The sequence below is a fragment of the Bradyrhizobium sp. 45 genome, from assembly GCF_023073155.1.
GTDB classification, from domain to species: domain Bacteria; phylum Pseudomonadota; class Alphaproteobacteria; order Rhizobiales; family Xanthobacteraceae; genus Bradyrhizobium; species Bradyrhizobium canariense_D.
Genome location: NZ_JADPIX010000122.1, coordinates 613,346 through 635,040, shown reverse-complemented (window position 1 = coordinate 635,040; position 21,695 = coordinate 613,346). Strand labels below are relative to the sequence as shown.

Genomic DNA, 21,695 nt, shown 5'->3' with positions numbered 1-21,695 from the left:
CCCTCATGGTGAGGAGCCCGCCGGAGGCGGCCGTCTCGAACCATGCGGGCCCCTGGCCTACGCCCCAAAGCCCCAAAGCAAAAGGGCGGCAGGTTGCCCTGCCGCCCTCATCAAGTCGCTTCGGGAAGAAGCTTACTTCAGGTTGCTCATGGCCGTCAGGTCGAACGACAGCTTGGCAATGCCGGCCGCGCCGCACCAGTTGGAGCCAGCACCGCCCGGATTGATCGCGGTGACGTTGGTGGTGCCGGTGGCGTTGAAGGCGCTGGTGAAGGCGTTGCAATCACCCTTGTTCAGGTCGGTGTCGGAGTAACGCAGGTCCAGCGTGAACACTTTGTAGGTGAAGCCGATGCCGATGTTCCAGGTGTTGTAGTCCTTGTAGGGGATACCGTTGGCGAAAACGGTGCCGACGCCGGTGCCGTAGAAGGCGTCCGAAGTACCAAACCACTGCCGGCCGAACTCACCCGAGACGTACATGCCCATGCCGGAAGCACCGAAGGCCGTGCTGGGCGCCGTGTACTTGGCGGTCAACGAAGCGTAGTTGCCCCAGGCACCCGAGTTCAGGAAGTTCGGCGAGTAGTACTCGGTCGCGCCGACCGTGAAGCTGTCGTTGATGGTGTAGTTCACCTTGCCGTAGACTTCGACGAAGCTGACGTCCTTCTTCATGACGTTGCCGTCGGCGAGGAAGATAGTGGTCGTGCTGACGCCGCAGACGTTGCCGCCCGGAATGCCGCCGGTGAGCACGTTGTCGGCGCAGCTGCCGCCCGGATACAGGTAGCCCCAGACACCGATATCGAAGGCGAAGGCGCCGAAGGTCGGGCGGATACCGCCGTAGATGTCGACTTCAGCAGCAGCGCGATTGGCGAAGGAGATGCTCTCGGCGGACACGCCGACGTAGAGCTGGAGGTCCTTGTTGACGTTGTAGCGCGGCTCGAAATAGGCCGCGACCGACGGCTTGTGGTTCGACTGCGTGACGCCGCGGAAGATGTAGTCGCTCATGATGGCGCCGCCGAAGGCGATATCCCAGGGATCAAACGCGACCACCGGCGGGGCCTTCAGTGCCTTCACTCGCATGTCTGCCGCGAAAGCCGAGCCCGTCACCATTGCCAGCGCCGTTGCCAACAAAGCCACTTTTTTCATTTCGATCCCCATCACCAGTTCTAAGACCCCAGCCGGATCCCGGAAGCCCCCGGAACGCTCGACCTGATTGCAAATTTCGTAACTGCGGCAATCTGGATGGGGTGAGGCAAACCGTGAAGCAAAAAACGCGGGCATCTGCCGACTTTTTGGGCGTTCTGACGATTCCACGAAAGGTTGTCAGCCCGTGTGTCTTCTCGATCACATTATTTGCATTCCAAAGTGCACTGGGAGGCCCGCGTTAGTACGGGTCCGGCGGTACCGTGCTGCCCGTGCCACGAATCAGGCTGCTTCCCGACGAGATCATCCCCGCGCGCCGACGCGCCGATGCAAAAAGGCCGCAGCATCGCCGGCTGCGGCCTTCCTGTTGCCGATCATGGTCGTCGGATTGGATCCAGCCTTTGGCCTGACCTTGGGCCTAACCTTGTCCTTCGGCCGGTGTCGTGTCCGCAGAAGACGAAGGCATCGCCCAGCTTGTCTCGGCGGCAGGCTCGGGAGCCGGAGCTGCCGGCGTTGACGGCTTCGGAGCTGCCTTCGCCTTCTTCGGCGCCGCTTTCTTCGCAGCCTTCTTGGCGGCCTTCTTAGGCGCAGCCTTCTTAGCGGCCTTCTTTGGCGCGGCCTTCTTCGCAGATTTCTTTGGAGCCTTCTTGGCAGACTTCTTCGCGGATTTCTTCGCGGACTTCTTGGCTGCCTTCTTTGAGGTCTTCTTCGCCGCTACTGCCTTCTTGGCCTTTTTGGCCTTCTTGCTTTTTTTCTTCTTCGCTTTCGCCATCGTGATCCTCCTGTTGCCGCCGAACAATGGTCGATCGGGTGTCTTCAGCCGTTATCTCCGGACGAAAGCTCAGCCTTCGAAAGCTTAGTCTTCGAAAGCTCAGTCTTGCGCGTTCAATGCCGGCTGCGACCCGCCCGTAGCCCAATCGAGAAGCTCAATCGTGTGTACGACCGGAACTGACGTGCCACTGGCAATCTGCACCATGCAGCCGATATTGCCTGCGGCAATCATGTCCGGCTTGACGCTCGCGATGTTGGCGACCTTGCGATCGCGCAACCGGCCCGCAAGCTCGGGCTGGAGAATGTTGTAAGTCCCCGCCGAACCGCAACACAAATGGCTCTCCGGCACATCTTTCACCACGAATCCGTTATTGGAAAGCAATTCTTTCGGAAGGCCCGTGATTTTCTGCCCGTGCTGCAACGAACACGCAGAGTGATAAGCGACGACGATGTTGTCCTGTCGCGTCGTGGCCGCGAGTCCAAGGCCGGCGACGTATTCAGTGATGTCCTTGGCGAGCGCAGAGACCTTCGCCGCATCGGCGGCAAACGCAGCGTCTTCGCGCAGAAGATAGCCGTAGTCCTTGATCACGGTGCCGCAGCCTGACGCCGTCACCAGGATGGCGTCGAGCCCCTCGCCGGCCGCTTCCGCGCGCCACGCCGCGACATTGGCGCGAGCCCGTGCCAATGCGTCCTGATCGTCGCCGAGGTGATGGGTCAGGGCGCCGCAGCACTGCTCGTCCCTGACAAGGACGACCTCGATGCCGTGGCGCGTGAGGAGACTGATGGCGGCCTGGTTGATGCGCGGCGCCAGCACCTGCTGGGCGCAGCCCTGGAGCAGCGCGACCCGGCCGCGCTTCTTGCCGAGTGCCGCGAACACACTGCCGGCGGCGGGCCCGGGCGGCGGCAGCCGGTCCGGCGCCAGCGCCAGCATCGCCTTGAGGCGCAGAACCAGGCCGGGCGTCGCCGACGGCCGCGGCGTCGGCAGGAACGCGGCCAGCGGGCGGGCCAGCCGCGCCAGCCACATGCTGGCGCGGAAACGCTGCGGGTGCGGCAGGACGAAGGCCAGCACTCGGCGCAGCAGCCGCTCGGCGAGCGGCCGCTCGTAACGCTGCTCGATCCTGACCCGGGCCTGATCGACCAGATGCATGTAATTCACGCCCGAGGGGCAGGTCGTCATGCAGGCCAGGCACGACAGGCAGCGGTCGACATGTTTGACCACTTCGGCCGTCGGCGTCTGGTCCTTCTCCAGCATCTCCTTGATCAGATAGATGCGGCCGCGCGGGCTATCGAGCTCGTCGCCAAGCAGCACATAGGTCGGACAGGTTGCGGTGCAGAAGCCGCAATGGACGCAGGCGCGCAGGATCTTGTCGGCTTCCGCGATGTCGGGATCGGCGAGCTGCGCGAGTGAAAATTCGGTCTTCATGCGGCAGTGCCTCGCGTCAGCCGCCCCCGGTTGAGGATGGTCTTCGGATCGAAACTGGCGCGGACCCGCTCGCTCAACGCGGCAAGGCCAGGGGCTTGCGGGTGGAATACATCGATCGCGCGCCTGATGTCCTCGGCCGCCCGGATCAGCGTGGCGTGCCCGCCGGCGGCATTCGTACGTTCGCGCACGGCCCGAGCATGCGCGTCCGGCTTCGGTGGCACCGCCGCCCAGATCAGTCCACCACCCCAATCGTAGATCACGTCGCCACCGGTCTCGCGCGCCAGCAGGGTCCCGAGCGCCGCGCCCGACGCCGGCGGGCAGACGATCCGCCAGACCGGCCAGGCCCCCAGCGCGCCACTGGCCGCGAACGGCAGGACGTCGCGGATCGTGGTCCACAGCGCCGCTGACGCCGTGTCCTCGACGAGAATTGCGGTTCCGAACGGCGCCAGCAATTCGCGCAGCGAGCCGGCACGGTGGGCGGCCGAGGCGGCAATGCCCTCGAGCCGCAGCACGGTCAGCGCCTCGCCCTGGCCTGCGATATCGCCGAGACCTTCGATCTCGGTCCGGAACGCCGATGTCGGCAGATGCGCGGCCCCGGAGACATCGAAAGGCGAGCCGAGCGCCGCCGTCATTGCCTTGTTGGCGGCGGCATCGTCGAGCCCGCGCAGCAACAGCGTCCGCTCGGCCTCCGGCTTGGGCATCACTTTCAGCGTGACCTCGGTCATGACCGACAGCGTGCCCCAGGAACCGGCGAGAAGCTTGCAGAGGTCGTAGCCGGTGACGTTCTTCACCACCTTGCCGCCGGTCTTGAAGCTGTCGCCGAAACCGGAGACGGCATGCGCCCCGAGCAGATGGTCGCGCGCGCCGCCCGCCTTGATCCGGCGCGGACCGGCCAGGCCAGCCGCGATCATGCCGCCGATGGTGCCGAGCGCGGGCGTGCCGAGCAGCGGCGCGGTGTTCATCGGCTCGAAGGCGAATTGCTGGTTCTTGGCATCGATCAGCGACAGCACGTCGGCCAGCGGCGCCCCGGCCTGGAGCGTGACAATGAGTTCGTTGGGCTCGTAGCCGGTGATGGCATTCAGCGCGGAGACGTCGAGCACGGCGTTGGTCGCCATCGCGTGGCCGATGCCGCGCTTGGAGCCATGGCCGATGATCTCGAGCGGCTGCTCATTGGCAATCGCCGCGCGCACCACCTCTTCGACGTCTTTGGCGTCTCGTACCTTGAGCGTATCCACGGGCAAAGGCGGTAGCGAAATTCGCCGCCAAAATCAAATGCAGCGTGACGACAGCGGCCATTGCCGCGCGATCCGGCTCGACCTCGGAGCCACGGCCAAGATTCGATCCTCATCGAAGCATTCACGACATCGACACTTCGATCACCGGCGAACCAAAGCCGACAGCCGATCGCTACAAATCTGCACCGAGAGACCAACCGACGGAGACGACATCATGAACCACTATGCCACGCAGAAATCGCTCAGCGACGCCGTCGACGGCGGCGGCCTGCTCGTCGTCGCGCAATGGGAAGCGAAGCCGGGCGAGGCCGACAAGATCGCCGCGATCCTCGACCGCTTCCTGCCGGAGGCCCAGCGCGAGGACGGCGTCAAGCTGTTCTTGATCTCGCGCGCAAAGGACAATCCGGCCCAGTTCCTGTTCTACGAACTGTTCCGCGACGAGGCGGCATTCAAGGCGCACCAGGAGAGCGCGCATTTCAAGACCTGGATCGCTGGCGAAGCCCTGCCGCTGCTGGCGAAGCGCGAGCGGGCGCAATACGGACTGCTGTAGGCATTGCCGAGGAAAGAGGCGTGCATCGCAAGCCCTTCCATCGGCGCAAGCGCCTAGAACCGGGGGATGTCCGGGAATGCCAGATTCCCGGCATGGACGTGCATGCGGCCGAGCTCGGCGCAGCGGTGCAGGGTCGGAAACACCTTTCCGGGATTGAGCAGGCCCTGCGCGTCGAAGGCGCATTTCAGACGCTGCTGCTGGTTGAGGTCGATCTCGCTGAACATTTCCGGCATCAGATCGCGCTTCTCGATGCCGACGCCGTGCTCGCCGGTGAGCACGCCGCCGAACTCGACGCAGGCGCGCAGGATGTCGGCGCCGAAGGCTTCGGCGCGCTCGATCTCGCCGGGCTTGTTGGCATCGTAGAGGATCAGCGGATGCAGATTGCCGTCGCCGGCATGGAACACGTTGGCGCAACCAAGCTGGTACTTTTCCGAGAGCTCGCGGATGCGCGCCAGCGCCTTCGGCAGCGCACCGCGGGGGATGGTGCCGTCCATGCAGAGATAGTCGGGCGAAATGCGGCCGACGGCGGGGAAGGCGGCTTTCCGGCCGGCCCAGAACAGATTGCGCTCGGCTTCCGAGGTCGAGATCTGGCAGGTGGTCGAGCCGCAAGCGTTCGCAATCGTCTCGACCCGCGTGATCAGCTCGTCGACCTCGATCTTGGGACCGTCGAGCTCGATGATGAGGAGGGCCTCGACATCGAGCGGATAGCCGGCATGGACGAAGGCCTCCGCGGCGTGGATCGCGGGCTTGTCCATCATCTCCATGCCGCCGGGAATGATGCCGGCGCCGATGATGCGCGCCACGCATTCGCCGGCCGCCTCGACTTGCGCGAAGCCGACCATCAGCGCGCGCGCCGTCTCCGGCTTTTGCAGGATGCGCACCGTGATCTCGGTGATGACACCGAGCAGGCCTTCCGAGCCGGTGATGACGCCCATCAAATCGTAGCCGGAGTTTTCCGCCGACTTGCCGCCGATGCGCAGGATCTCGCCGCTCATCAGCACGATCTCGCAGCCGAGCACGTTGTTGGTGGTCATGCCGTATTTCAGGCAGTGCACGCCGCCGGAATTCTCCGCGACATTGCCGCCGATCGAGCAGGCGATCTGCGATGACGGATCCGGCGCGTAGTAGAACCCAGCATGGGCGACGGCCTGGCTGATCGCGAGGTTGGTGACGCCGGGTTCGGTGACGACGGCGCGGTTGTCGAAATCGATCTCGCGGATGCGCTTGAACTTGCCGAGGCCCAGAAGCACGCCGTCTTCCAGCGGCAGCGCGCCGCCGGACAGCGAGGTGCCGGAGCCGCGGGGCACCACCTTGATGCCCTGCCCTGCACAATATTTCAGGACCAGCGAAACCTGCTCGGTCGTGTCGGGCAGCACAACGACCATCGGCGGCTGCCGATAGGCCGTCAACCCATCGGATTCATAGGCCCGCATCTCGGCGGCGCTGTCGATCACGCCTTCGCCCGGCACGATTGCGCGCAATGCAGCCACGATCTCGGCGCGGCGCGCGAGCACGGCCTGGTCGCTCGCGGGCATCATGATGGCCATAACATTTCCTTCATGGCATATCCTTCCGGCCAAGGCCGCATGATCGATTTGTCGCGGTAAATCAACCACGTCCGCGGTGGTTTGGGTAGGCCGTCCGAAAGTCGGATCGACGATCCTGCGCGAGTTCGCTCTGGGACAAGTAGGAAATCGTGAAACCTGCCATGGTTTGGCGGCTTGTCCAATCCGAGCAGGCCTGCCAAAACCGGCAGGTCCGACCGTTGCCGATCAGGCATGCAACTGACCAGCCCCCAGGGAAGAGACGAAGAGCACCCGATGACAAAACTGATTTTTGGCGCATTGACCATCCTCACCGCGATTGCCACCGCACCCGCCGCGATGGCGCAGGACGTCGCGGCCGGCAAGTCGTCGTTCAACAAATGCCTGGCCTGTCACGCGATCGGCGAAGGCGCCAAGAACAAGGTCGGCCCCGAGCTCAACGGCCTCGACGGCCGCAAGTCCGGCACCGCGCCGGACTACAATTACTCCGACGCCAACAAGAATTCCGGCATCACCTGGAACGAGGCCGTGTTCAAGGAATACATCAAGGACCCCAAGGCCAAGATCCCCGGCACCAAGATGGCGTTCGCCGGCATCAAGAACGAGACCGAGATCAACAATCTCTGGGCCTACGTGTCGCAGTTCGACAAAGACGGAAAGATCAAGCAGTAAGCGCGGGAACGGCGGCCGCTGGAGCTTCGGTTCTGAACCGAAGCTCCAGCTTCTCGTTTTGACGCGTTTTCTTCACGCGAACCGGCATCCACTTCGCTCGAAAACGCTCTAATCGGCGGTCGCCTGCGCCGGGACGATTTTCCCGATCATCGTCTCGATCTCTGTCTTCACGAGATCGGGCACCGCGTTCTGCACCATGTGGCCGAGATCAGGCAGCACGATCAGCTTGGCATTCTGCACGGTGGCGGCGAACGGGCGGGCGTGAATGGCGGTCTTTACCGTCTTGTCGGGTTCGCCGGCGATGATCGTGACCGGCGCCGTTATCTCGCCGTAGCGCGGAGCTTGCGCAGCCACCGCCTGCTTCAGCGACACCAGATCATAGGCATTGGCGATGAACTCGCGCGGGCGCAGCAGCAACGGCGTCGCGGAGTCCTGCACGAAACCGTCCGGCATCGTTTGCGGCAGGAAGACGTTGCGCGCGCCGGACTCGCTCAGGAAATAGCCTAGCGGGAGGGTTATGGTGTAGGCGAACAGCGGGCCGATTACGGGCGTTGCGATGATCTCGTTGTAGCGGCCGACGCCGCCGCGCCAAGGATGGGTGACGGGCGCGAGCATCACAAGGCCCGCGACGCGGCCGGGATGATCGAGCGCCAGCCGCGCGCCGAGCGCGCCGCTCCAGGAATGCACCACGAACACCGCGCGATCGATCCCGAGCTTGCCGAGCGCCTCATCGATCATTCGCGCCTGGACCTCCGGCGTCGAATCCTGCCGCCGCGCCCGCGTGCTCCAGCCGTGGCCGGGACGGTCGATCAGGATGACGCGATGGTTCCTGGCGAGGAGATCGCCGAGCGGCCGCCGCATTGCCTCGAGGTTGGAGCTCGCGCCGTGCAGCATCACGATCGGCAGGCCCGAATCGCGCGGGCCGATATCGACGAGGTGAAGCACGGCACCCTCGACCTCGATCATCCGGCCCTGCGGTGGAAAGGCGCGTTGCACGGCGAGGACGCCGGCCTGCGTGACCAGCGCCAGCACAACCAGCGCGGTCACGACTGACATCACGATCATGGACGGAATCCGGGCGACCCAAGGCACAGGGCAGTTACGTGGCTTGCGGCCGGCAGTTTCGCCCGGGGAGCCCCCGCGCTCCACTTGAAATGCCGGGGCTGTGGATATGTGCATAATTCAAGCGAGAAAAACGCAATGAAATCAATACTGCTCCCCGGAGCACGCAGGCTTCGAAACAGCTTCATGCACTCGTCATCGCGGCTTCCTTATAATCGCCATGGTCGGTTCCGCCATTTAGACGCAGGTGGGCGCCGATCGTGCTCGCAACCCTCAGGGATGCGGGAAGACCGGCAGGATTTATCCTGATTTGAACCGGAGAATTTCGATGAGCCTGAGATCCAAAGATACTGCGATCGACGAGATCGTGGCAAGCTGCCACGGTGACCTGCGCGGTGCCGTGCGCGCGCTGCTGCTGATCAACGAGCACCTCGAGACGGAGCTTGCAAAGGCCTACGCCGCAGCGGTCGATCGCGGCCTCGCCGAGCGCGAAGGCAGCGTTTTGCACTAGATTGCTGTCGACCTAGTTCGTGCTGTCCTCGTCCTTTTCCTCGTCAGGCGTGGGTGCGGGACAGGCGCGGATGGTCGAACGGGCAAGCTTGGCGTCGGCCTTCGATTTGTAAGGACCGTCACCGAACCAGACGTCGCCGAAGATCACGGGATTGCTGGTCACGATGTTGCATTTTCCGGTGGCGCGATTGCCGACCACCCAGAACAGTCCGTCGGCGAGGCTCGCCGTGCCCGACGCCAACAGCAACATACCTGCAAAGATCAAACGCTTCATGGCTGTGCTCCCGCCATGAAGGTAGGCCTGCGGCGGTGCCATCCACACCCCTTGTAACGCGGCGCGTGTCATCGTGGTTAATCCGCCTGCGCCGCATTCGCTCGAGCAATGATCGACTTGTCCGCTAAATATCGCGGCCTTCGACCTTCTCGATCAGCGCCTTGACCTGGTCGGGGATCTTCTCGAGGTGCGGATTGACGGCGAGCGCCTTGCGGTAGGCTTCGAGCGCGCGCTTTTCGTCGCCGACCTCCTGCATGATCATGCCGAGGCCTGCGAGCGCGCCGAAATGACGAGGCTCGCGGATCAACACCTCGCGGATGTCGGCGAGCGAGCGGCCATAATCGTTCTGCATGTAGTAGAGCGTCGCACGACGATTCCAGGCCTCGATGTAGTCGGGCCTGAGCTTGACGACCGAATCCAGCAGCTTGATCGCAACCTCGATCTTCTTTGCGTCGACGGCGGTCTTGGCCCGCGCCATCAGCAGCGCCGCGGTGTCGCTCGGGGTCTGGATCCAGATCGCCCAGATCCGCGCCTCGACATGCTTGGCGCTGGCTTCGTCGGGCGCAGCTTTCAGCGCGCCGAACAGGAAATCGAGATTCTTGGTGCGGTCGACCTTGGGCAGCTTGGCCGGCGCTTCCGGAAGTTTCTTCTGCTTGCCGGGCGGAGCCGGCGGATCAGCCTGCGCCAGCGCCGGAGCGAGGCCGGCGGCTCCCAGCACAAGAGCCAGACACAGGGTGCGCGCGAAGAGGAATCTCACTGCCATGGTCGAAGTCTAAACGCGCAAAGCCGCCCTTGCAAAGCAGGGGCGGCGTCAAACTCGTGTGAGACCGTGGTCTTGCGGGCGCGCGAGCGTCAGGCAGGGCGAAATCAGCCGCCCAGATCAGCCCTGGCGAGCCTTGAAGCGGCGCTGCACCTTGTTGATCACATAGACCCGGCCCTTGCGGCGGACCAGGCGGTTGGCGCGATGGCGACCGCGCAGCGATTTCAGCGAGTTACGGACCTTCATGGCAGAATCCTGAACGTTCGAAAGGCCGTGTTCGGCACTACCGTTTCGGCACGCGCGAATGAGGCAAAATGAGATTTTCCCGCTGGCGGACCGACCGCCCGGGACGGGGCGGTTCTTAAGGCATGGGAGGACCGGATGTCAATGTTAACTGGCCCGATCGCACCCAGCAAATTCAGGAAAACAACCCGATGCAAAGTAGAAGCGGCCGGATCGGGCTCAATCATCTCGGACGACGCCGATCCCACAACGCCTTGTCCCCACAATGCCTTGCCAAATTCGTTATATCATATAATCAATTCGACAACCCGTCGGGAGGAAACCCATGCCGAAGCTGAAGCTGCCGAACATCGACGACGTCGTTGCCATCGACATCCACACCCACGCCGAGGAGCCCTGCGGCACCCATCCCGACGACGGCTATGACGACTTCCAGGCGCAGATGGCGGACTATTTCAAGTCGCCGCACAAGCATCCGCCGACCGTGCCGGAGACCGCCGCCTACTATCGGTCCAAGAACATCGCCGCGGTGATCTTCCCGGTCGACGCCGAGCGCGAGACCGGCTTCCGCCGCTACAAGAATGAGGAGATGCTGGAGATCGCCTCCGACCATCTCGACGTTCTCATCCCCTTCGTCTCGATCGACCCGCACAAGGGCAAGCTCGGTGTGCGCGAGGCGCGCAAGCTGATCGAGGAATACGGGGTGCGCGGCTTCAAATTCCACCCAACCATGCAGGGCTTCTACGCCAACGACCGCATGGCCTATCCGCTCTATGAAGAGATCAACAATGGCGGCGCGATCGCGCTGTTCCACACCGGCCAGACCGGCGTCGGCTCGGGCATGCCCGGTGGCATGGGCATGCGGCTGAAATATTCCAACCCGATGTACATGGACGACGTCGCGGCCGATTTCCCCGAGCTCAAGATCATTCTCGCCCATCCCTCCTTCCCCTGGCAGGAAGAGGCGCTGTCGGTCGCGACCCACAAGCCCAACGTCTACATCGACCTCTCGGGCTGGTCGCCGAAATATTTCCCGCCGATCCTGGTGCGCTACATCAACTCGATCCTGCAGGACAAGATGCTGTTCGGTTCGGACTGGCCGGTGATCACGCCCGACCGCTGGCTGTCGGATTTCGCCAAGATCGAGATCCGCGACGAGATCCGGCCGAAGGTGCTGAAGGCCAACGCGCGCAAGCTGCTGGGGATCTAGGCGCGTACTCGTCAGCGCATCGAGGGCTTCGACGCTGCTATCGAAGCCCTCATGCTCCGGCCCTGAGGGCCTAAGACTTTGGCGCGGTGAATCTGATGGCTATGTTATGCGATCAGTTCACGCCTGCGAGGAAGCCGGCCAGGATTGTCCGGCTTTGGCTGAGCGTCTCGATACGTTCGTCGATCAGGCCGACCTGCTGAGTGAGTATTTTTCGCAGCTCGTTGCACGGCGTGAAAGCTGGATCGTTGTTCCTCACGCATGGGAGCAACCGCTTGATGGTTTCGAGCGTCATTCCCGCGCCGCCGAGCATCTTGGTGCGCCGTACGGTTTCCTCTTCGGCCAAGCCATAGTCGCGATAGCCGGAGTTCGTCCGCAGCGGCGTGAGCAGTCCTTCGCCTTCGTAGTAGCGCAGCATTCGGACGCTGACCCCCGTCCGCCGGGAGAGTTCGCCGATTTTCATCTGAAGCCCCTTGACCCTGACAGCACTGTCAGACCCTAAAGACTTTGCTCGTCCAAGTGAATGCCACTTGTGAAGGGAGCAACGATGAAAGCCTACCATTTGAATGGCCATGCTGGTGCTGGCCGCCTTGCGCGCGCCGAAATCAGCAAACCCGAACCCGCCAATGGCGAGGTCCGCATTCGGGTCGAAGCGGCAAGTCTGAATTACCGCGACCTCCTGATCCTCGACCGTGCAGGCCAAGGCGAGATCAACGGCCGCGTGCCACTCTCCGACGGTGCGGGTGTCGTTGACGCCATCGGCGCCGGCGTCGCGCAATGGCGACTCGGAGACCGCGTCGCTGCGTCGTTCTTCCGCGATTGGATCTCGGGGCCGTTCAAGTCCAGCTATATTCCGTCATCCCTCGGTGGCAACACGATGGACGGAATGCTGGCTGAGTATGTCGTGCTGCCGGCGACCGCGCTGGTCTCAGTGCCGGCCCATCTGTCCGCGGTGGAGGCAGCGACCCTGCCCTGTGCCGGCGTCACGGCTTTCCATGGCCTCATCGCACGCGGCGGGATGCACAAAGGCGACACGCTATTGGTCCAGGGAACAGGCGGCGTCGCGCTGTTCGGGCTTCAATTCGCAGCGGCGCTGGGGGCGCGTGCGATCGTGATATCCTCCTCGGATGAAAAACTCGCCCGCGCCAAGGCGCTGGGCGGCTCGATCCTCATCAACTACCGCGACACCCCTGACTGGGATGTCGTCCTCATGAAGGCGACGAATGGCGCAGGTGCCAGTCACATCCTCGAACTCGGCGGTCCCGGCACTTATGACCGATCGCTGCGATCGGTCGCTTCGGGTGGCAAGATCGTCCAGATCGGTGTCTTGACGGGGTTCGGTCCCAAGCCCGACCTCGCGCGCCTGCAGTGGGAGAATGCCGACATCATTGGTGTCACCGTCGGATCGGTCGAACACTTTGCCGCGATGAATCGCTTCCTGACCGAACACGCGATCCACCCGATCGTGGATCGGGTCTACGACTTCGACGACGTTCCCGAAGCGTATGCGCACCTGCGGACCGGCTCACACTTCGGCAAGATCGTGATCAGGCTTTAAAAGCGAGGGCTCAGTTCGCGTTTCCGTGTTGGATCGATACCGCGGCGCCTTGTATAGTCCGTGGACCGCAACGATCCCGGAGGACAGGTCAATTGAGTCTCAAAGCCGTTGTCTTCGATGCCTACGGAACGCTTTACGATATCCAGTCGGTCGCCGAGACCACCGAGGATGCGTTTCCGGGCTACGGTGAGATCATCACGCAGATCTGGCGAATCAAGCAGCTCGAATACACCTGGTTGCGCTCGCTGATGCGGCGCTACCAGGACTTTGCAGCCATCACGCGCGACTCGCTTGCCTATACGCTGCGCGTGCTCGGGCTCGCTTACGAGAATGAGGCATTCGAGCGCGTCGTCGAGAAGTACCTTCATCTCGATCTCTATCCGGATGCGACGGCGGCGCTCACGGCTCTGAAACCGCGAAAGCTCGCCATCCTCTCCAACGGCAGTCCGGACATGCTGAATGCGCTCGTGCGCAACTCCGGCCTCGACGCCCTGCTCGACGCCACGATCAGCGTCGACGAGAAGAAGATCTTCAAGCCGAGCCCGGAGGCCTATGAGCTGATCGGCGAGGTGCTCGGCACCGCGCCTGACGAGGTGCTGTTCGTCTCCTCCAATCCCTGGGATGTCGCGGGCGCGAAAGCATTCGGACTGAACGTTGCCTGGATCGAACGGGTGACGCCGGAAGCGATGGCGCTGGCTTGCGTCGAGAACGAACTCGTGGCACCGCTGACGATGTTTAAGGCGATCCGCACCCAGATGGACGAGCTCGGCTTTGCGCCGGATCATCGCGTCCGGGCGCTCTCGGAACTGCCAAGTTGCTTAGGCATCGCCGCCCAACGGTAAGTCTGGAATGAGCCGACCTGAATGAGCCTGGAATCCGTTCGCGCCTTCTTCGCCGAGAAAGCCCCCGACATATCAGTTATCGAATCCCCGATCAGCTCCGCGACAGTGCCGCTGGCCGCCGAGGCTTATGGCGTCGAGCCCGGACGGATTGCCAAGACGCTGTCGTTGCGGATCGGCGAGCGCGTGATCCTGATCGTCGCGGCCGGCACTTCGCGCATGGACAACAAGAAGGTGAAGGCGGCGTTCGGCGGCAAGCCGAAAATGCTGGGACTGGAAGAGGTCGCCGAGATCACCGGCCACGAGGTCGGCGGCGTCTGCCCGTTCGGATTAAAGGCGCCGCTGCCGGTCTATTGCGACGTCTCGCTGAAAGCGTTCGACGTGGTGGTGCCGGCCGCCGGCTCGACCCACAGCGCCGTGCGCATCACGCCGGAGCGGATGGCGGAGCTGACCCGGGCTGAATGGGTCGATGTCTGCGAAGTCAGGCCGTAAGGCAGCTGGGGGATGCCTGATGCATTTGCCGGTCAGGGACGCTAATGTACGGACCATGCCCGATGATAAGGTCAAACGGCGGCTGACCACCGTGCTATGCGCTGATGTGCACGGCTATTCTCGTCTCATGGAAGCAGACGAGGCGGGAACGCTGGAGACACTCCGCCGCTATCGCACGGCCATCGCGCGATTGGTGGAGCGCCATGACGGCCGGATCGTGAATACCTGGGGCGATGCCGTCATCGCCGAATTCGCCAGCGTCGTGGAAGCCGTGCAGTGTGCGGTCGAGATTCAGCAGGAAATTTCCAACCAGGATTCGGGCCCACCTCCCCCGATGCGGTTTCGCATCGGCATCAATCTCGGCGATGTGATGGTGGATGGTTCCGACCTCTATGGAGACGGGGTCAATATCGCGGCGCGTCTGCAAGAACTTGCCGAACCCGGTGGTATCGTGATCTCCAGCTCCGCCTATGATCAGGTGCACAACAAATTATCTGTTGGCTTCGACTGCCTCGGCCAGCGTCCAATGAAAAACATTGCTCCCCGTGACCAGCTATCGTGTGACCATGAGCGGCCAAGCCGCTCAAGCACGGAGCTTTCCGCCTGGCGAACGCCTGACATCTCAGACCGCAAGTGCGGGCTCGCAAACTGACGCCGCGCACCGCGACAGATCCGAGTCATCCAATTTGGATGGGCTTCGTTTCAGACGGACTGGCGAAGCTGCCCCGCCCGGTTGCGGCGGCCCTCACGGTGTCGGCCTTTCTGATTCTGATCAATATTTTCACCGGCATGCACAAGATCTGGTTCCATTGGCCGGTGGCAGCTTTGCTCTTCGGCGCCATCATGCGGACGGCGCTCCGGGATCGACCTGAGTCGGACGGCAAGGGCGAGCGCTGAACGAGGCGGCACAACCGCGCTTCGCGCCCACTGCTGCGCGCGCGCGCCCCGATCATGCTTGGGCAGCACTACTCGTCGCTATCGTCATAAGGCCGCGGCTGCGCCTGCGGAGGTGGTGGCGGCACATTGTTGTATCGCGGCGCCGGCGCGGCGCGATTGCCCGGAACCTGCTGCTGCGGCGGCATCTGGTTGTTGGACTGGAACACCGCGCGACAGCCGCTGGAGAGCTGGGGCGTATTCTGCCGCAAGCAGGCCGTAATGCGGCTCACATCAGGGATCTGATCGCTGCACAGCCGCCACACATCCGGCGTGCAGGCCATCTGCTGCTCCATGGTTCCGCGATACTCTTCAGCGGATGCAGCGCCTTGCGCGACGATGCCGCCGATTGCAAGCGCCACACCCAGCGCGATCCGCTCTGTTCGCATGTCCGATTCCTTCGCGAGTCTCTCGAATTCTGTTCAATCAATGAGACGCGGAGAGGTTCTGGACCAACAAAAAATTGTGAAAATGGGCCAGGAACCTATTCGACCTTGCCGATCTTCTTCACCGCAGCAATCAGCCGCGCGCTGTCGACCGCCACGAACTCGGCAAACGCCGGCGCGTCCTGATAGGCAACGAGACTGCCCGACGTTTCGAAGGCCTTGAGCACGTCGGGGCTCGTCATCACCTGCGCCATCGCCTCGCGCAGGCGAGTCGCGATCGGCGCGGGAAGAGCACTCTGTGCAAAGAGTCCGGCCCAGATGTACATCTCGACGTCCTTGTAACCGAGCTCCTGGAAGGTCGGCACATCGGGGAAGCTTGCGACGCGCTTGGCGCCGCAATTGCCGAGCACGCGCAGCTTGCCGTCCTCCACTTGCGGCTTCAGCGTTCCCGGTGCGGCGGCGATCGCCTGCACGGTGCCGCTGAGCAGCGCGGTGAGCGCCGGTCCGGCGCCGCGAAACGGCACATGCAGCAGCTTGATGTCGGCGCTGCTCGCAAACATCTCCATCGCCACGTGCAGCGTGCCGTAAGGCCCCGATGAGCCGTAGGTGATCTGGCCGGGACGCTTCCTGGCATCCTCGACGAAATCCTGCGCGGTCTTCCATGGCGCCGAGGCGGGCACCGCGAGCAGCGTGGGATCGGCCAGCACCCGCGCGATCGGCATGAACTGCGAGAGCTCGTAGGCGACCGGACGGTCGAACAGCCGGTCGGCCTCGGGCAGCACCGCGAGCGAGGACAGCGTCATCAGCAGCGTGTAGCCGTCGGGCTCGGCGCGCGCCGCCGCGGCATTGCCGACGGATCCACCGCCACCGCCGGCGCGGTTGTCGACGATGACCGCCTTGCCGAGGATTCGCTCCAGCGCCTGTGCGACGGGGCGCGCCGCAAGATCCGCCTGGCCGCCGGCCGGAAACGGCACGATCATGGTGACGTTGCGAGAGGGATAGGCTTGCGCGAAAGCCGCGCTCGACAACACAGGCAACAACGGCAATGCGGCAGCCGCGCGCAGGACATCGCGTCGATCCATGGCAGATTTCCCCCTGTTTTCTTATTTCGCTGCCAGCCTAGCGTGACCGTCCGCAAGAACAAGCCGCGCGGCGGGATTAACGAAGCATTATCCATGTTCCGCCCGGTCAGGAACGCCCCCCTGGGCTCACCGTTGCCTCCCAGGGAGTGGAGCGATGAATAGACTTCAGACCATTGACGTGGCGCTGGACGAGATGCTGGTGAATCTCGCCGCCATCGTCTTGCGGCTTTCAAAGCCGGACGTGACGCGAACGCCGGAAGCGCGACGCGCCTTGGCGCAATCCGTGCACCAATACGCGGTCTGCGCGAAGCGTTCGCGCGATCCGCGTGTTCATGATTTGAAGTCGCAACTGGAGGAGACGTTGAAGCCGAGCTTGCGAATTGTGGTGCGTAATGGTGAGAAGGTGTCTTAGTCCAACCCGTCATTGCGAGCGCAGCGAAACAATCCAGAATACCTCCGCGGAGACATTCTGGATTGCTTCGTCGCTTCACTCCTCGCAATGATGGAGGTCGATGAAGCCGCTCGCTCTACGACGGCTTTTCTAAGACGGCTTTGCCTTTCCGCGCACTCGCCGCTTGCACGTCCCCGGCAGCTTCGCCGCGAGAAAATCACCGAGCGCCTCGACGCGCGCGGGGCGCGGGCCGCCAGGTGGCGTCACCAGATGCACGGCGCCTTCGACCTGCTTCCAGTCCTTCAGGATCACTTCGACCTCGCCGGAGGAGATGGCGTCACCGACGATGAATTCCGGAAGGTCGGCGATGCCGAGGCCGGCGATCAGCGCCGGCATCACCGCTTCGCCGTTGTTGACGCGGAGCTGTCCGCCCGGACGTACGCTGGCCTGCTCGCCGGCCGAGTTGGTGTAGTGCCAGACGTTGGGCGTGGAGAGATAGGCGTAGCTGAAGCATTTGTGCTCGGCCAGATGCATCGGATGCGTCGGCCGCCCGTGTTGCTCGAGATATGACGGCGCGGCCACCGTGAAACGCGGCATGGTGAAGAGCCGGCGGGCGATCAGCGAGGAATCCGGCAGCCGCGCGATCCGCACCGCCATGTCGAAGCCCTCGCCAATCAAATCGATGGTCGCATCGCTCAAGTGCAGATCGACCGAGACCTCCGGATACGCCTCGAAGAACTCCGGCAGCAGCGGCGCCACCGCCTTGATCCCGAATGTCATGGGCACGGCGAGCCGCACGAGGCCGCGCGGTGCGACCGATTGCGCCAGCGCCTCGTTCTCCGCCGCCTCGCCGTCGGACAGCAGGCGCGTCGCACGCTCGGCGAGCTTATGCCCGGCATCGGTCAGCGCGAGCCGGCGTGAGGTGCGGTTGAACAGCCGGGCGCCGAGCCGCTCTTCGAGGCGCGTGACCGCCTTGGACACCGTTGCCTTGGACATCGCGAGCTCACCAGCGGCCCCCGCAAACGACCGTAATTCCACGACTTTTGCGAAAATCGCGAGCGCCTCGAAATCGGGGAGTTTGGCCATGAAAGCGGATCCAATTGGGATGTTTAAGGAAACAATGTGTTTCGACAGTTTCTATTTCTATACCACAAACAGAGGCTTATCCAAGGGTCATCAGAAATTCAGGAATGGAGAAATCCAATGACCAAGAAGCTCTCAGGCAAGGTTGCCCTCGTCACTGGTGGCTCGCGCGGTATCGGCGCGGCCTCTGCTCGCGCCCTCGCCGATGAAGGCGCGGATGTCGCGATCAGCTACGTTGCCTCTCCCGAAAAGGCGGAAGCCGTCGTCACCGAGTTGAAGGCCCGAGGCGTCAATGCCCGCGCCTTCAAGGCGGACCAGGCCTCGGCCAAGGACGTGACGCAGCTCGTCAACGACGTCGCGAAGGAGTTCGGCCATCTCGACATCCTCGTCAACAATGCCGGCGTCGCGAGCGGCGGTGCGATCGATGACGCCAATGCCGACACCGAAGCGCTCGCCCGCCAGGATGCCATCAACGTGCATGGCGTGATCGCTGCGATCCGCGCCGCTTCGCAATTGATGGGCGAAGGCGGCCGCATCGTCACCGTCGGCTCGATGCTCGCCGATCGCGCCTCGTTCCCGGGTCTTGCGGACTACGTCGCCACCAAGGCCGCAGTGGTCGGTTACACCAAGGGCGCAGCGCGCGACCTCGGCCCACGCGGCATCACCGTGAATGTGGTGCAGCCCGGCTCGATCGACACTGACATGAACCCGAAGGACGGCGGCGAGTTCGCCGAGACCCAGCGCAAGCAGCACGCGTTGCAGCGCTTCGGCCGCCCCGAGGAAGTCGCGGCTGGCGTCGTGTTCCTCGCAAGTCCGGAAGCCTCCTTCGTCACCGGCACGGTGCTCAACGTCGACGGCGGTTTTGGCGCCTGATCAAGGCGCCATCCGCCAAAACAAGGAATTACGCAGATGATCGAACTCAGACCCTTCGCAAAGCTCGGCGGCGCCGATCACGGCTGGCTCAATGCCAAGCATCATTTCTCCTTCGCAAGCCATTACGACCCCGACAACATGGGTCACGGCGCCTTGCGGGTCTGGAACGACGACGAGATCGCGCCGAACACCGGCTTTCCCGCCCATCCCCACGCCAACATGGAAATCATCACCTATGTGCGCGAGGGCGCGATCACCCATCAGGACAGCCTCGGCAACGAAGGCCGCACCGAAGCGGGCGACGTGCAGGTGATGAGCGCCGGCAGCGGCATCCGCCACTCCGAGTACAATCTCGAGTCGACCAAGACACGCATCTTCCAGATCTGGATCGAGCCGACCGCGCGCGGCGGGCAGCCGACCTGGGGCTCGAAGCCGTTTCCGAAAGGAGACCGCTCGGGCAAGCTCGTCACCATCGCGAGCGGCTTCGAGCATGACACGGACGCGCTGCCGATCCGCGCCGATGCGCGGGTGCTCGCCACCACGCTGAAGGCCGGTGAGAGCGCCGAGTACGTGCCGCACAAGTCGCGGCACCTTTATCTGGTGCCCGCGGCGGGGTCAGTCCAAATTAACGGCGTGCGCGTCAACGCCCGCGACGGCGCCGCGATCCGCGACGAGGACAGGCTGAAAATCACGGCACTCGAAGATTCCGAGATCGTGCTCGTCGACGCGGCGTAACGGCTCTCTCTGTCATGGCCGGGCTTGTCCCGGCCATCCACGCCCCGCGACGAGCGAACAAGAACGTGGATGCCCGGGACGAGCCCGGGCATGACGACCCAAAAAAAGCACTCACTCAATCCCATCGGAGACATCATGACCAAAGTTCTCGTCCTGTATTATTCCGCCTATGGCCACATCGAAACGATGGCCAATGCCGTTGCCGAAGGCGCGCGCGAAGCCGGTGCCACCGTCGACATCAAGCGCGTACCCGAGCTGGTGCCGGCCGAGGTCGCCAAGGCGTCCTATTACAAGCTCGACCAGGCCGCCCCCGTCGCCACGATCGACGACCTCGCCAATTACGACGCGATCATTGTCGGCACCGGCACCCGCTTCGGCCGCATGGCCTCGCAGATGGCGAACTTCCTCGACCAGGCCGGCGGTCTCTGGGCCAAGGGCGCGCTGCACGGCAAAGTCGGCGGCGCCTTCACGGCGACCGCGACCCAGCATGGTGGTCAGGAGACGACGCTGTTCTCGATCATCACCAACCTGTTGCATTTCGGCATGGTCGTGGTCGGCCTGAATTACGGCTTTGCCGGCCAGATGAAGCTCGACGAGGTCACCGGCGGCGCGCCTTACGGCGCCACCACGATCACCGGAGGCGACGGCAGCCGGCAGCCCAGCGCCAACGAGCTCGCCGGCGCACGCTATCAGGGCCGCCAGATCGCGGAGACAGCCAGGAAGCTGCACGGCTGAGCGCGGTTAAGCTTTACGTCCGAACCACTGCATGGCAGGTGCGATCTGGGCGGCATTCTCTTCTGGAGATGCCGCCCCATCTCTGTGGCCAGGATATTTCACCAAAAGCGATACGAATGGCTTTCGAACTCTTGTTGATCGCGCAGATGATCCGCAGGCCCGCTCAGGCGCTGGCGCGGCGCTGGTATTGCCGGAGCCTGTTCAAGGCCTCACGCGGCCGCTTTCACTGTGCCGGCTGCGCGAAGTCATGATGCTCTAGCCACTAGGCCTGCGTGATGTCCGCGTTGGGCTTAATGGGCGCAGTCGCGACAGGCGCCGGCGCTGTCGACAGCCACCAGCCCTCACCGGCGAACCAGCAGGTCTCGTCGGGAGCGCCCTCTCTCCGCAACGACTGCACGCCCTCCCACCCCCTTGCGAACGCCTCGGCCAGTCGCCGGGCGGCATCCGCGTTCTGCAATCCCGCGCAGCCGATGAATTGGGCACGCCCGAGGAATTTGGCGGGCCAGACCGCCCCCTCGTCGGGGCGCGTGATCATCAACATGCCGCCGATCATGCCTTCGGGCGCGAGTGGAAACACCAGCCGCCCACCGGGCAGCAAGGCATCGAGCCATTCGGTGGCCGGCTGCGCCGCACCCGCGCAGACATAGATCACGTCGGCTTTGGGAAGATCGGACGCGATGCCCGATCGATCCCGCACGTCCGTATGGGCGATGTCCTTCAGATTCTCGCGCGCGAGGCCTGCCAGACGTTCGTCGATCTCGTAGGCATGGACGCGGCCGCCGGGGCCGACGAGATGCGCGAGGATTGCGGTGTAATAGCCGCTCCCCGCGCCGATCTGGATCACAGTCTCGCCTTCCTTCACCGCGCAACCGCTGAGCCAATAGGCGTGCGCGCCGGGCATCCCGATATTGAGACCCCGCGCGCTGTCGAGCGCGAGCAGCGTGTTCTGATAGAGGAAAGCGGGATCATCATCGGGTGTGACAACATAGGGGTGGCCGCCAACCGAGATCGACCACGGCCCGGGTCCGGCGAACGTCTCGCGCCTGACGGTGCGAAACGCTTCTTCGATACGGGGGTCCGCGGCCCTCGCCGCGGCGCTGATCAACTGTGCATAGAATGCGCGATATTTTGCCGAACGATCTTCCATGTCGCCTCCGGGAAACAGGCGACGATAACACAACGATTGCGATAATCGAGTGACCC

At 63.7% G+C, this 21,695-nt stretch carries 26 protein-coding genes and 1 pseudogene; 13 read left to right on the top strand and 14 right to left on the bottom strand.

Features of this window, described 5'->3' with window-relative positions; all coding sequences use genetic code 11:
* Positions 1–132 precede the first annotated feature (132 nt).
* From IVB42_RS23355 to IVB42_RS23340, 4 genes are all read right to left on the bottom strand, one after another.
* Positions 133–1,137 (bottom strand): TorF family putative porin, encoded by a 1,005-nt coding sequence (locus tag IVB42_RS23355; RefSeq protein WP_026232529.1) that lies wholly within the window; start codon positions 1,135–1,137, stop codon positions 133–135.
* Between the two features lie 415 nt (positions 1,138–1,552).
* Complete coding sequence (locus IVB42_RS23350; protein WP_083926345.1) at positions 1,553–1,906, bottom strand: histone; 354 nt, start codon at positions 1,904–1,906, stop codon at positions 1,553–1,555.
* Positions 1,907–2,005: 99 nt separating this feature from the next.
* On the bottom strand, positions 2,006–3,328 hold the full coding sequence (gene glcF, locus IVB42_RS23345; RefSeq protein ID WP_018453426.1) for a glycolate oxidase subunit GlcF: 1,323 nt from the start codon (positions 3,326–3,328) through the stop codon (positions 2,006–2,008).
* A complete protein-coding gene (locus IVB42_RS23340) occupies positions 3,325–4,563 on the bottom strand; it encodes an FAD-binding protein (protein WP_018453425.1) in 1,239 nt (412 codons plus the stop codon). The genes glcF and IVB42_RS23340 overlap by 4 nt, the downstream gene beginning before the upstream one ends.
* A gap of 214 nt (positions 4,564–4,777) precedes the next feature.
* On the opposite strand from IVB42_RS23340, the gene IVB42_RS23335 reads away from it, so the two are divergent.
* Positions 4,778–5,113, top strand: coding sequence for an antibiotic biosynthesis monooxygenase family protein (locus tag IVB42_RS23335; protein WP_026232528.1), 336 nt, complete (start codon positions 4,778–4,780; stop codon positions 5,111–5,113).
* Positions 5,114–5,166: 53 nt separating this feature from the next.
* Here the strand turns inward: IVB42_RS23335 and IVB42_RS23330 are convergent, their stop codons facing one another.
* Entirely contained in the window at positions 5,167–6,660 is a 1,494-nt protein-coding gene (locus IVB42_RS23330; protein ID WP_018453423.1) for an FAD-linked oxidase C-terminal domain-containing protein, read from the bottom strand.
* A 273-nt stretch (positions 6,661–6,933) separates the two neighbouring features.
* Here IVB42_RS23330 and cycA point away from each other — a divergent pair, with 273 nt between their 5' ends.
* Positions 6,934–7,329 (top strand): cytochrome c-550 CycA, encoded by a 396-nt coding sequence (cycA, locus tag IVB42_RS23325; RefSeq protein ID WP_018453422.1) that lies wholly within the window; start codon positions 6,934–6,936, stop codon positions 7,327–7,329.
* Positions 7,330–7,437: 108 nt separating this feature from the next.
* Here cycA and IVB42_RS23320 read toward each other — a convergent pair whose 3' ends face one another.
* Positions 7,438–8,394 carry an alpha/beta hydrolase gene (locus tag IVB42_RS23320; RefSeq protein ID WP_247299345.1) on the bottom strand — a complete coding sequence of 319 codons (957 nt, stop codon included), beginning with the start codon at positions 8,392–8,394 and terminating at the stop codon, positions 7,438–7,440.
* 325 nt (positions 8,395–8,719) lie between these two features.
* Here IVB42_RS23320 and IVB42_RS23315 point away from each other — a divergent pair, with 325 nt between their 5' ends.
* On the top strand, positions 8,720–8,902 hold the full coding sequence (locus IVB42_RS23315) for a hypothetical protein (protein ID WP_007596968.1): 183 nt from the start codon (positions 8,720–8,722) through the stop codon (positions 8,900–8,902).
* Between the two features lie 12 nt (positions 8,903–8,914).
* Here the strand turns inward: IVB42_RS23315 and IVB42_RS23310 are convergent, their stop codons facing one another.
* From IVB42_RS23310 to ykgO, 3 genes are all read right to left on the bottom strand, one after another.
* Positions 8,915–9,175 (bottom strand): hypothetical protein, encoded by a 261-nt coding sequence (locus IVB42_RS23310; RefSeq protein WP_018453420.1) that lies wholly within the window; start codon positions 9,173–9,175, stop codon positions 8,915–8,917.
* Between the two features lie 124 nt (positions 9,176–9,299).
* Positions 9,300–9,938 carry a tetratricopeptide repeat protein gene (locus IVB42_RS23305; protein ID WP_247369071.1) on the bottom strand — a complete coding sequence of 213 codons (639 nt, stop codon included), beginning with the start codon at positions 9,936–9,938 and terminating at the stop codon, positions 9,300–9,302.
* Between the two features lie 117 nt (positions 9,939–10,055).
* The gene (gene ykgO, locus IVB42_RS23300; RefSeq protein WP_006611362.1) at positions 10,056–10,181 is read right to left on the bottom strand and encodes a type B 50S ribosomal protein L36; all 126 of its coding nucleotides are present in this window, start codon (positions 10,179–10,181) and stop codon (positions 10,056–10,058) included.
* 322 nt (positions 10,182–10,503) lie between these two features.
* Here ykgO and IVB42_RS23295 point away from each other — a divergent pair, with 322 nt between their 5' ends.
* Positions 10,504–11,388, top strand: a complete 885-nt coding sequence (locus IVB42_RS23295) for an amidohydrolase family protein (RefSeq protein WP_247299343.1) — start codon at positions 10,504–10,506, stop codon at positions 11,386–11,388.
* Between the two features lie 112 nt (positions 11,389–11,500).
* Here the strand turns inward: IVB42_RS23295 and IVB42_RS23290 are convergent, their stop codons facing one another.
* Positions 11,501–11,848 (bottom strand): MerR family transcriptional regulator, encoded by a 348-nt coding sequence (locus tag IVB42_RS23290; protein WP_018453417.1) that lies wholly within the window; start codon positions 11,846–11,848, stop codon positions 11,501–11,503.
* 84 nt (positions 11,849–11,932) lie between these two features.
* Between IVB42_RS23290 and IVB42_RS23285 the strand changes: the two genes are divergently transcribed.
* The 4 genes and pseudogenes from IVB42_RS23285 (at position 11,933) to IVB42_RS42310 (ending at position 15,171) form a co-directional block, all read left to right on the top strand.
* Positions 11,933–12,943, top strand: coding sequence for an NAD(P)-dependent alcohol dehydrogenase (locus tag IVB42_RS23285; RefSeq protein ID WP_026232526.1), 1,011 nt, complete (start codon positions 11,933–11,935; stop codon positions 12,941–12,943).
* Positions 12,944–13,035: 92 nt separating this feature from the next.
* Positions 13,036–13,785 carry a haloacid dehalogenase type II gene (locus IVB42_RS23280; protein ID WP_018453415.1) on the top strand — a complete coding sequence of 250 codons (750 nt, stop codon included), beginning with the start codon at positions 13,036–13,038 and terminating at the stop codon, positions 13,783–13,785.
* A 21-nt stretch (positions 13,786–13,806) separates the two neighbouring features.
* Positions 13,807–14,274, top strand: coding sequence for a YbaK/EbsC family protein (locus tag IVB42_RS23275; protein ID WP_018453414.1), 468 nt, complete (start codon positions 13,807–13,809; stop codon positions 14,272–14,274).
* 55 nt (positions 14,275–14,329) lie between these two features.
* Positions 14,330–15,171 (top strand): annotated as a pseudogene (locus tag IVB42_RS42310) (adenylate/guanylate cyclase domain-containing protein).
* 68 nt (positions 15,172–15,239) lie between these two features.
* Here IVB42_RS42310 and IVB42_RS23260 read toward each other — a convergent pair.
* Positions 15,240–15,596 carry a hypothetical protein gene (locus IVB42_RS23260; protein ID WP_018453412.1) on the bottom strand — a complete coding sequence of 119 codons (357 nt, stop codon included), beginning with the start codon at positions 15,594–15,596 and terminating at the stop codon, positions 15,240–15,242.
* 95 nt (positions 15,597–15,691) lie between these two features.
* The gene (locus IVB42_RS23255) at positions 15,692–16,675 is read right to left on the bottom strand and encodes a tripartite tricarboxylate transporter substrate binding protein (RefSeq protein ID WP_018453411.1); all 984 of its coding nucleotides are present in this window, start codon (positions 16,673–16,675) and stop codon (positions 15,692–15,694) included.
* 154 nt (positions 16,676–16,829) lie between these two features.
* On the opposite strand from IVB42_RS23255, the gene IVB42_RS23250 reads away from it, so the two are divergent.
* Positions 16,830–17,087 (top strand): hypothetical protein, encoded by a 258-nt coding sequence (locus IVB42_RS23250; protein WP_026232525.1) that lies wholly within the window; start codon positions 16,830–16,832, stop codon positions 17,085–17,087.
* A 129-nt stretch (positions 17,088–17,216) separates the two neighbouring features.
* On the opposite strand, the gene IVB42_RS23245 is transcribed toward IVB42_RS23250, so the two are convergent.
* Positions 17,217–18,152 (bottom strand): LysR family transcriptional regulator, encoded by a 936-nt coding sequence (locus IVB42_RS23245; protein WP_085350126.1) that lies wholly within the window; start codon positions 18,150–18,152, stop codon positions 17,217–17,219.
* Positions 18,153–18,269: 117 nt separating this feature from the next.
* Between IVB42_RS23245 and IVB42_RS23240 the strand changes: the two genes are divergently transcribed.
* The 4 genes from IVB42_RS23240 (at position 18,270) to IVB42_RS23225 (ending at position 20,751) form a co-directional block, all read left to right on the top strand.
* Entirely contained in the window at positions 18,270–19,022 is a 753-nt protein-coding gene (locus IVB42_RS23240) for an SDR family oxidoreductase (protein WP_018453408.1), read from the top strand.
* A gap of 36 nt (positions 19,023–19,058) precedes the next feature.
* Entirely contained in the window at positions 19,059–19,757 is a 699-nt protein-coding gene (locus IVB42_RS23235; RefSeq protein ID WP_018453407.1) for a pirin family protein, read from the top strand.
* Positions 19,758–19,892: 135 nt separating this feature from the next.
* Positions 19,893–20,492, top strand: coding sequence for an NAD(P)H:quinone oxidoreductase (wrbA, locus tag IVB42_RS23230; protein ID WP_018453406.1), 600 nt, complete (start codon positions 19,893–19,895; stop codon positions 20,490–20,492).
* 31 nt (positions 20,493–20,523) lie between these two features.
* A complete protein-coding gene (locus tag IVB42_RS23225) occupies positions 20,524–20,751 on the top strand; it encodes a hypothetical protein (RefSeq protein ID WP_157642889.1) in 228 nt (75 codons plus the stop codon).
* Positions 20,752–20,754: 3 nt separating this feature from the next.
* Here the strand turns inward: IVB42_RS23225 and IVB42_RS23220 are convergent, their stop codons facing one another.
* Positions 20,755–21,639, bottom strand: coding sequence for a class I SAM-dependent methyltransferase (locus IVB42_RS23220; protein ID WP_085350128.1), 885 nt, complete (start codon positions 21,637–21,639; stop codon positions 20,755–20,757).
* Positions 21,640–21,695: the final 56 nt, after the last annotated feature.

Coding starts and splice junctions, on each gene's coding strand:
- IVB42_RS23355 (WP_026232529.1), bottom strand. CDS start 1,137: ATGAAAAAAGTGGCTTTGTTGGCAACGGCGCTGGCAATGGTGACGGGC.
- IVB42_RS23350 (WP_083926345.1), bottom strand. CDS start 1,906: ATGGCGAAAGCGAAGAAGAAAAAAAGCAAGAAGGCCAAAAAGGCCAAG.
- glcF (WP_018453426.1), bottom strand. CDS start 3,328: ATGAAGACCGAATTTTCACTCGCGCAGCTCGCCGATCCCGACATCGCG.
- IVB42_RS23335 (WP_026232528.1), top strand. CDS start 4,778: ATGAACCACTATGCCACGCAGAAATCGCTCAGCGACGCCGTCGACGGC.
- IVB42_RS23330 (WP_018453423.1), bottom strand. CDS start 6,660: ATGGCCATCATGATGCCCGCGAGCGACCAGGCCGTGCTCGCGCGCCGC.
- cycA (WP_018453422.1), top strand. CDS start 6,934: ATGACAAAACTGATTTTTGGCGCATTGACCATCCTCACCGCGATTGCC.
- IVB42_RS23320 (WP_247299345.1), bottom strand. CDS start 8,394: ATGATCGTGATGTCAGTCGTGACCGCGCTGGTTGTGCTGGCGCTGGTC.
- IVB42_RS23315 (WP_007596968.1), top strand. CDS start 8,720: ATGAGCCTGAGATCCAAAGATACTGCGATCGACGAGATCGTGGCAAGC.
- IVB42_RS23310 (WP_018453420.1), bottom strand. CDS start 9,175: ATGAAGCGTTTGATCTTTGCAGGTATGTTGCTGTTGGCGTCGGGCACG.
- IVB42_RS23305 (WP_247369071.1), bottom strand. CDS start 9,938: ATGGCAGTGAGATTCCTCTTCGCGCGCACCCTGTGTCTGGCTCTTGTG.
- ykgO (WP_006611362.1), bottom strand. CDS start 10,181: ATGAAGGTCCGTAACTCGCTGAAATCGCTGCGCGGTCGCCATCGCGCC.
- IVB42_RS23295 (WP_247299343.1), top strand. CDS start 10,504: ATGCCGAAGCTGAAGCTGCCGAACATCGACGACGTCGTTGCCATCGAC.
- IVB42_RS23290 (WP_018453417.1), bottom strand. CDS start 11,848: ATGAAAATCGGCGAACTCTCCCGGCGGACGGGGGTCAGCGTCCGAATG.
- IVB42_RS23285 (WP_026232526.1), top strand. CDS start 11,933: ATGAAAGCCTACCATTTGAATGGCCATGCTGGTGCTGGCCGCCTTGCG.
- IVB42_RS23275 (WP_018453414.1), top strand. CDS start 13,807: ATGAGCCTGGAATCCGTTCGCGCCTTCTTCGCCGAGAAAGCCCCCGAC.
- IVB42_RS23260 (WP_018453412.1), bottom strand. CDS start 15,596: ATGCGAACAGAGCGGATCGCGCTGGGTGTGGCGCTTGCAATCGGCGGC.
- IVB42_RS23255 (WP_018453411.1), bottom strand. CDS start 16,675: ATGGATCGACGCGATGTCCTGCGCGCGGCTGCCGCATTGCCGTTGTTG.
- IVB42_RS23250 (WP_026232525.1), top strand. CDS start 16,830: ATGAATAGACTTCAGACCATTGACGTGGCGCTGGACGAGATGCTGGTG.
- IVB42_RS23245 (WP_085350126.1), bottom strand. CDS start 18,152: ATGGCCAAACTCCCCGATTTCGAGGCGCTCGCGATTTTCGCAAAAGTC.
- IVB42_RS23240 (WP_018453408.1), top strand. CDS start 18,270: ATGACCAAGAAGCTCTCAGGCAAGGTTGCCCTCGTCACTGGTGGCTCG.
- IVB42_RS23235 (WP_018453407.1), top strand. CDS start 19,059: ATGATCGAACTCAGACCCTTCGCAAAGCTCGGCGGCGCCGATCACGGC.
- wrbA (WP_018453406.1), top strand. CDS start 19,893: ATGACCAAAGTTCTCGTCCTGTATTATTCCGCCTATGGCCACATCGAA.
- IVB42_RS23225 (WP_157642889.1), top strand. CDS start 20,524: ATGGCAGGTGCGATCTGGGCGGCATTCTCTTCTGGAGATGCCGCCCCA.
- IVB42_RS23220 (WP_085350128.1), bottom strand. CDS start 21,639: ATGGAAGATCGTTCGGCAAAATATCGCGCATTCTATGCACAGTTGATC.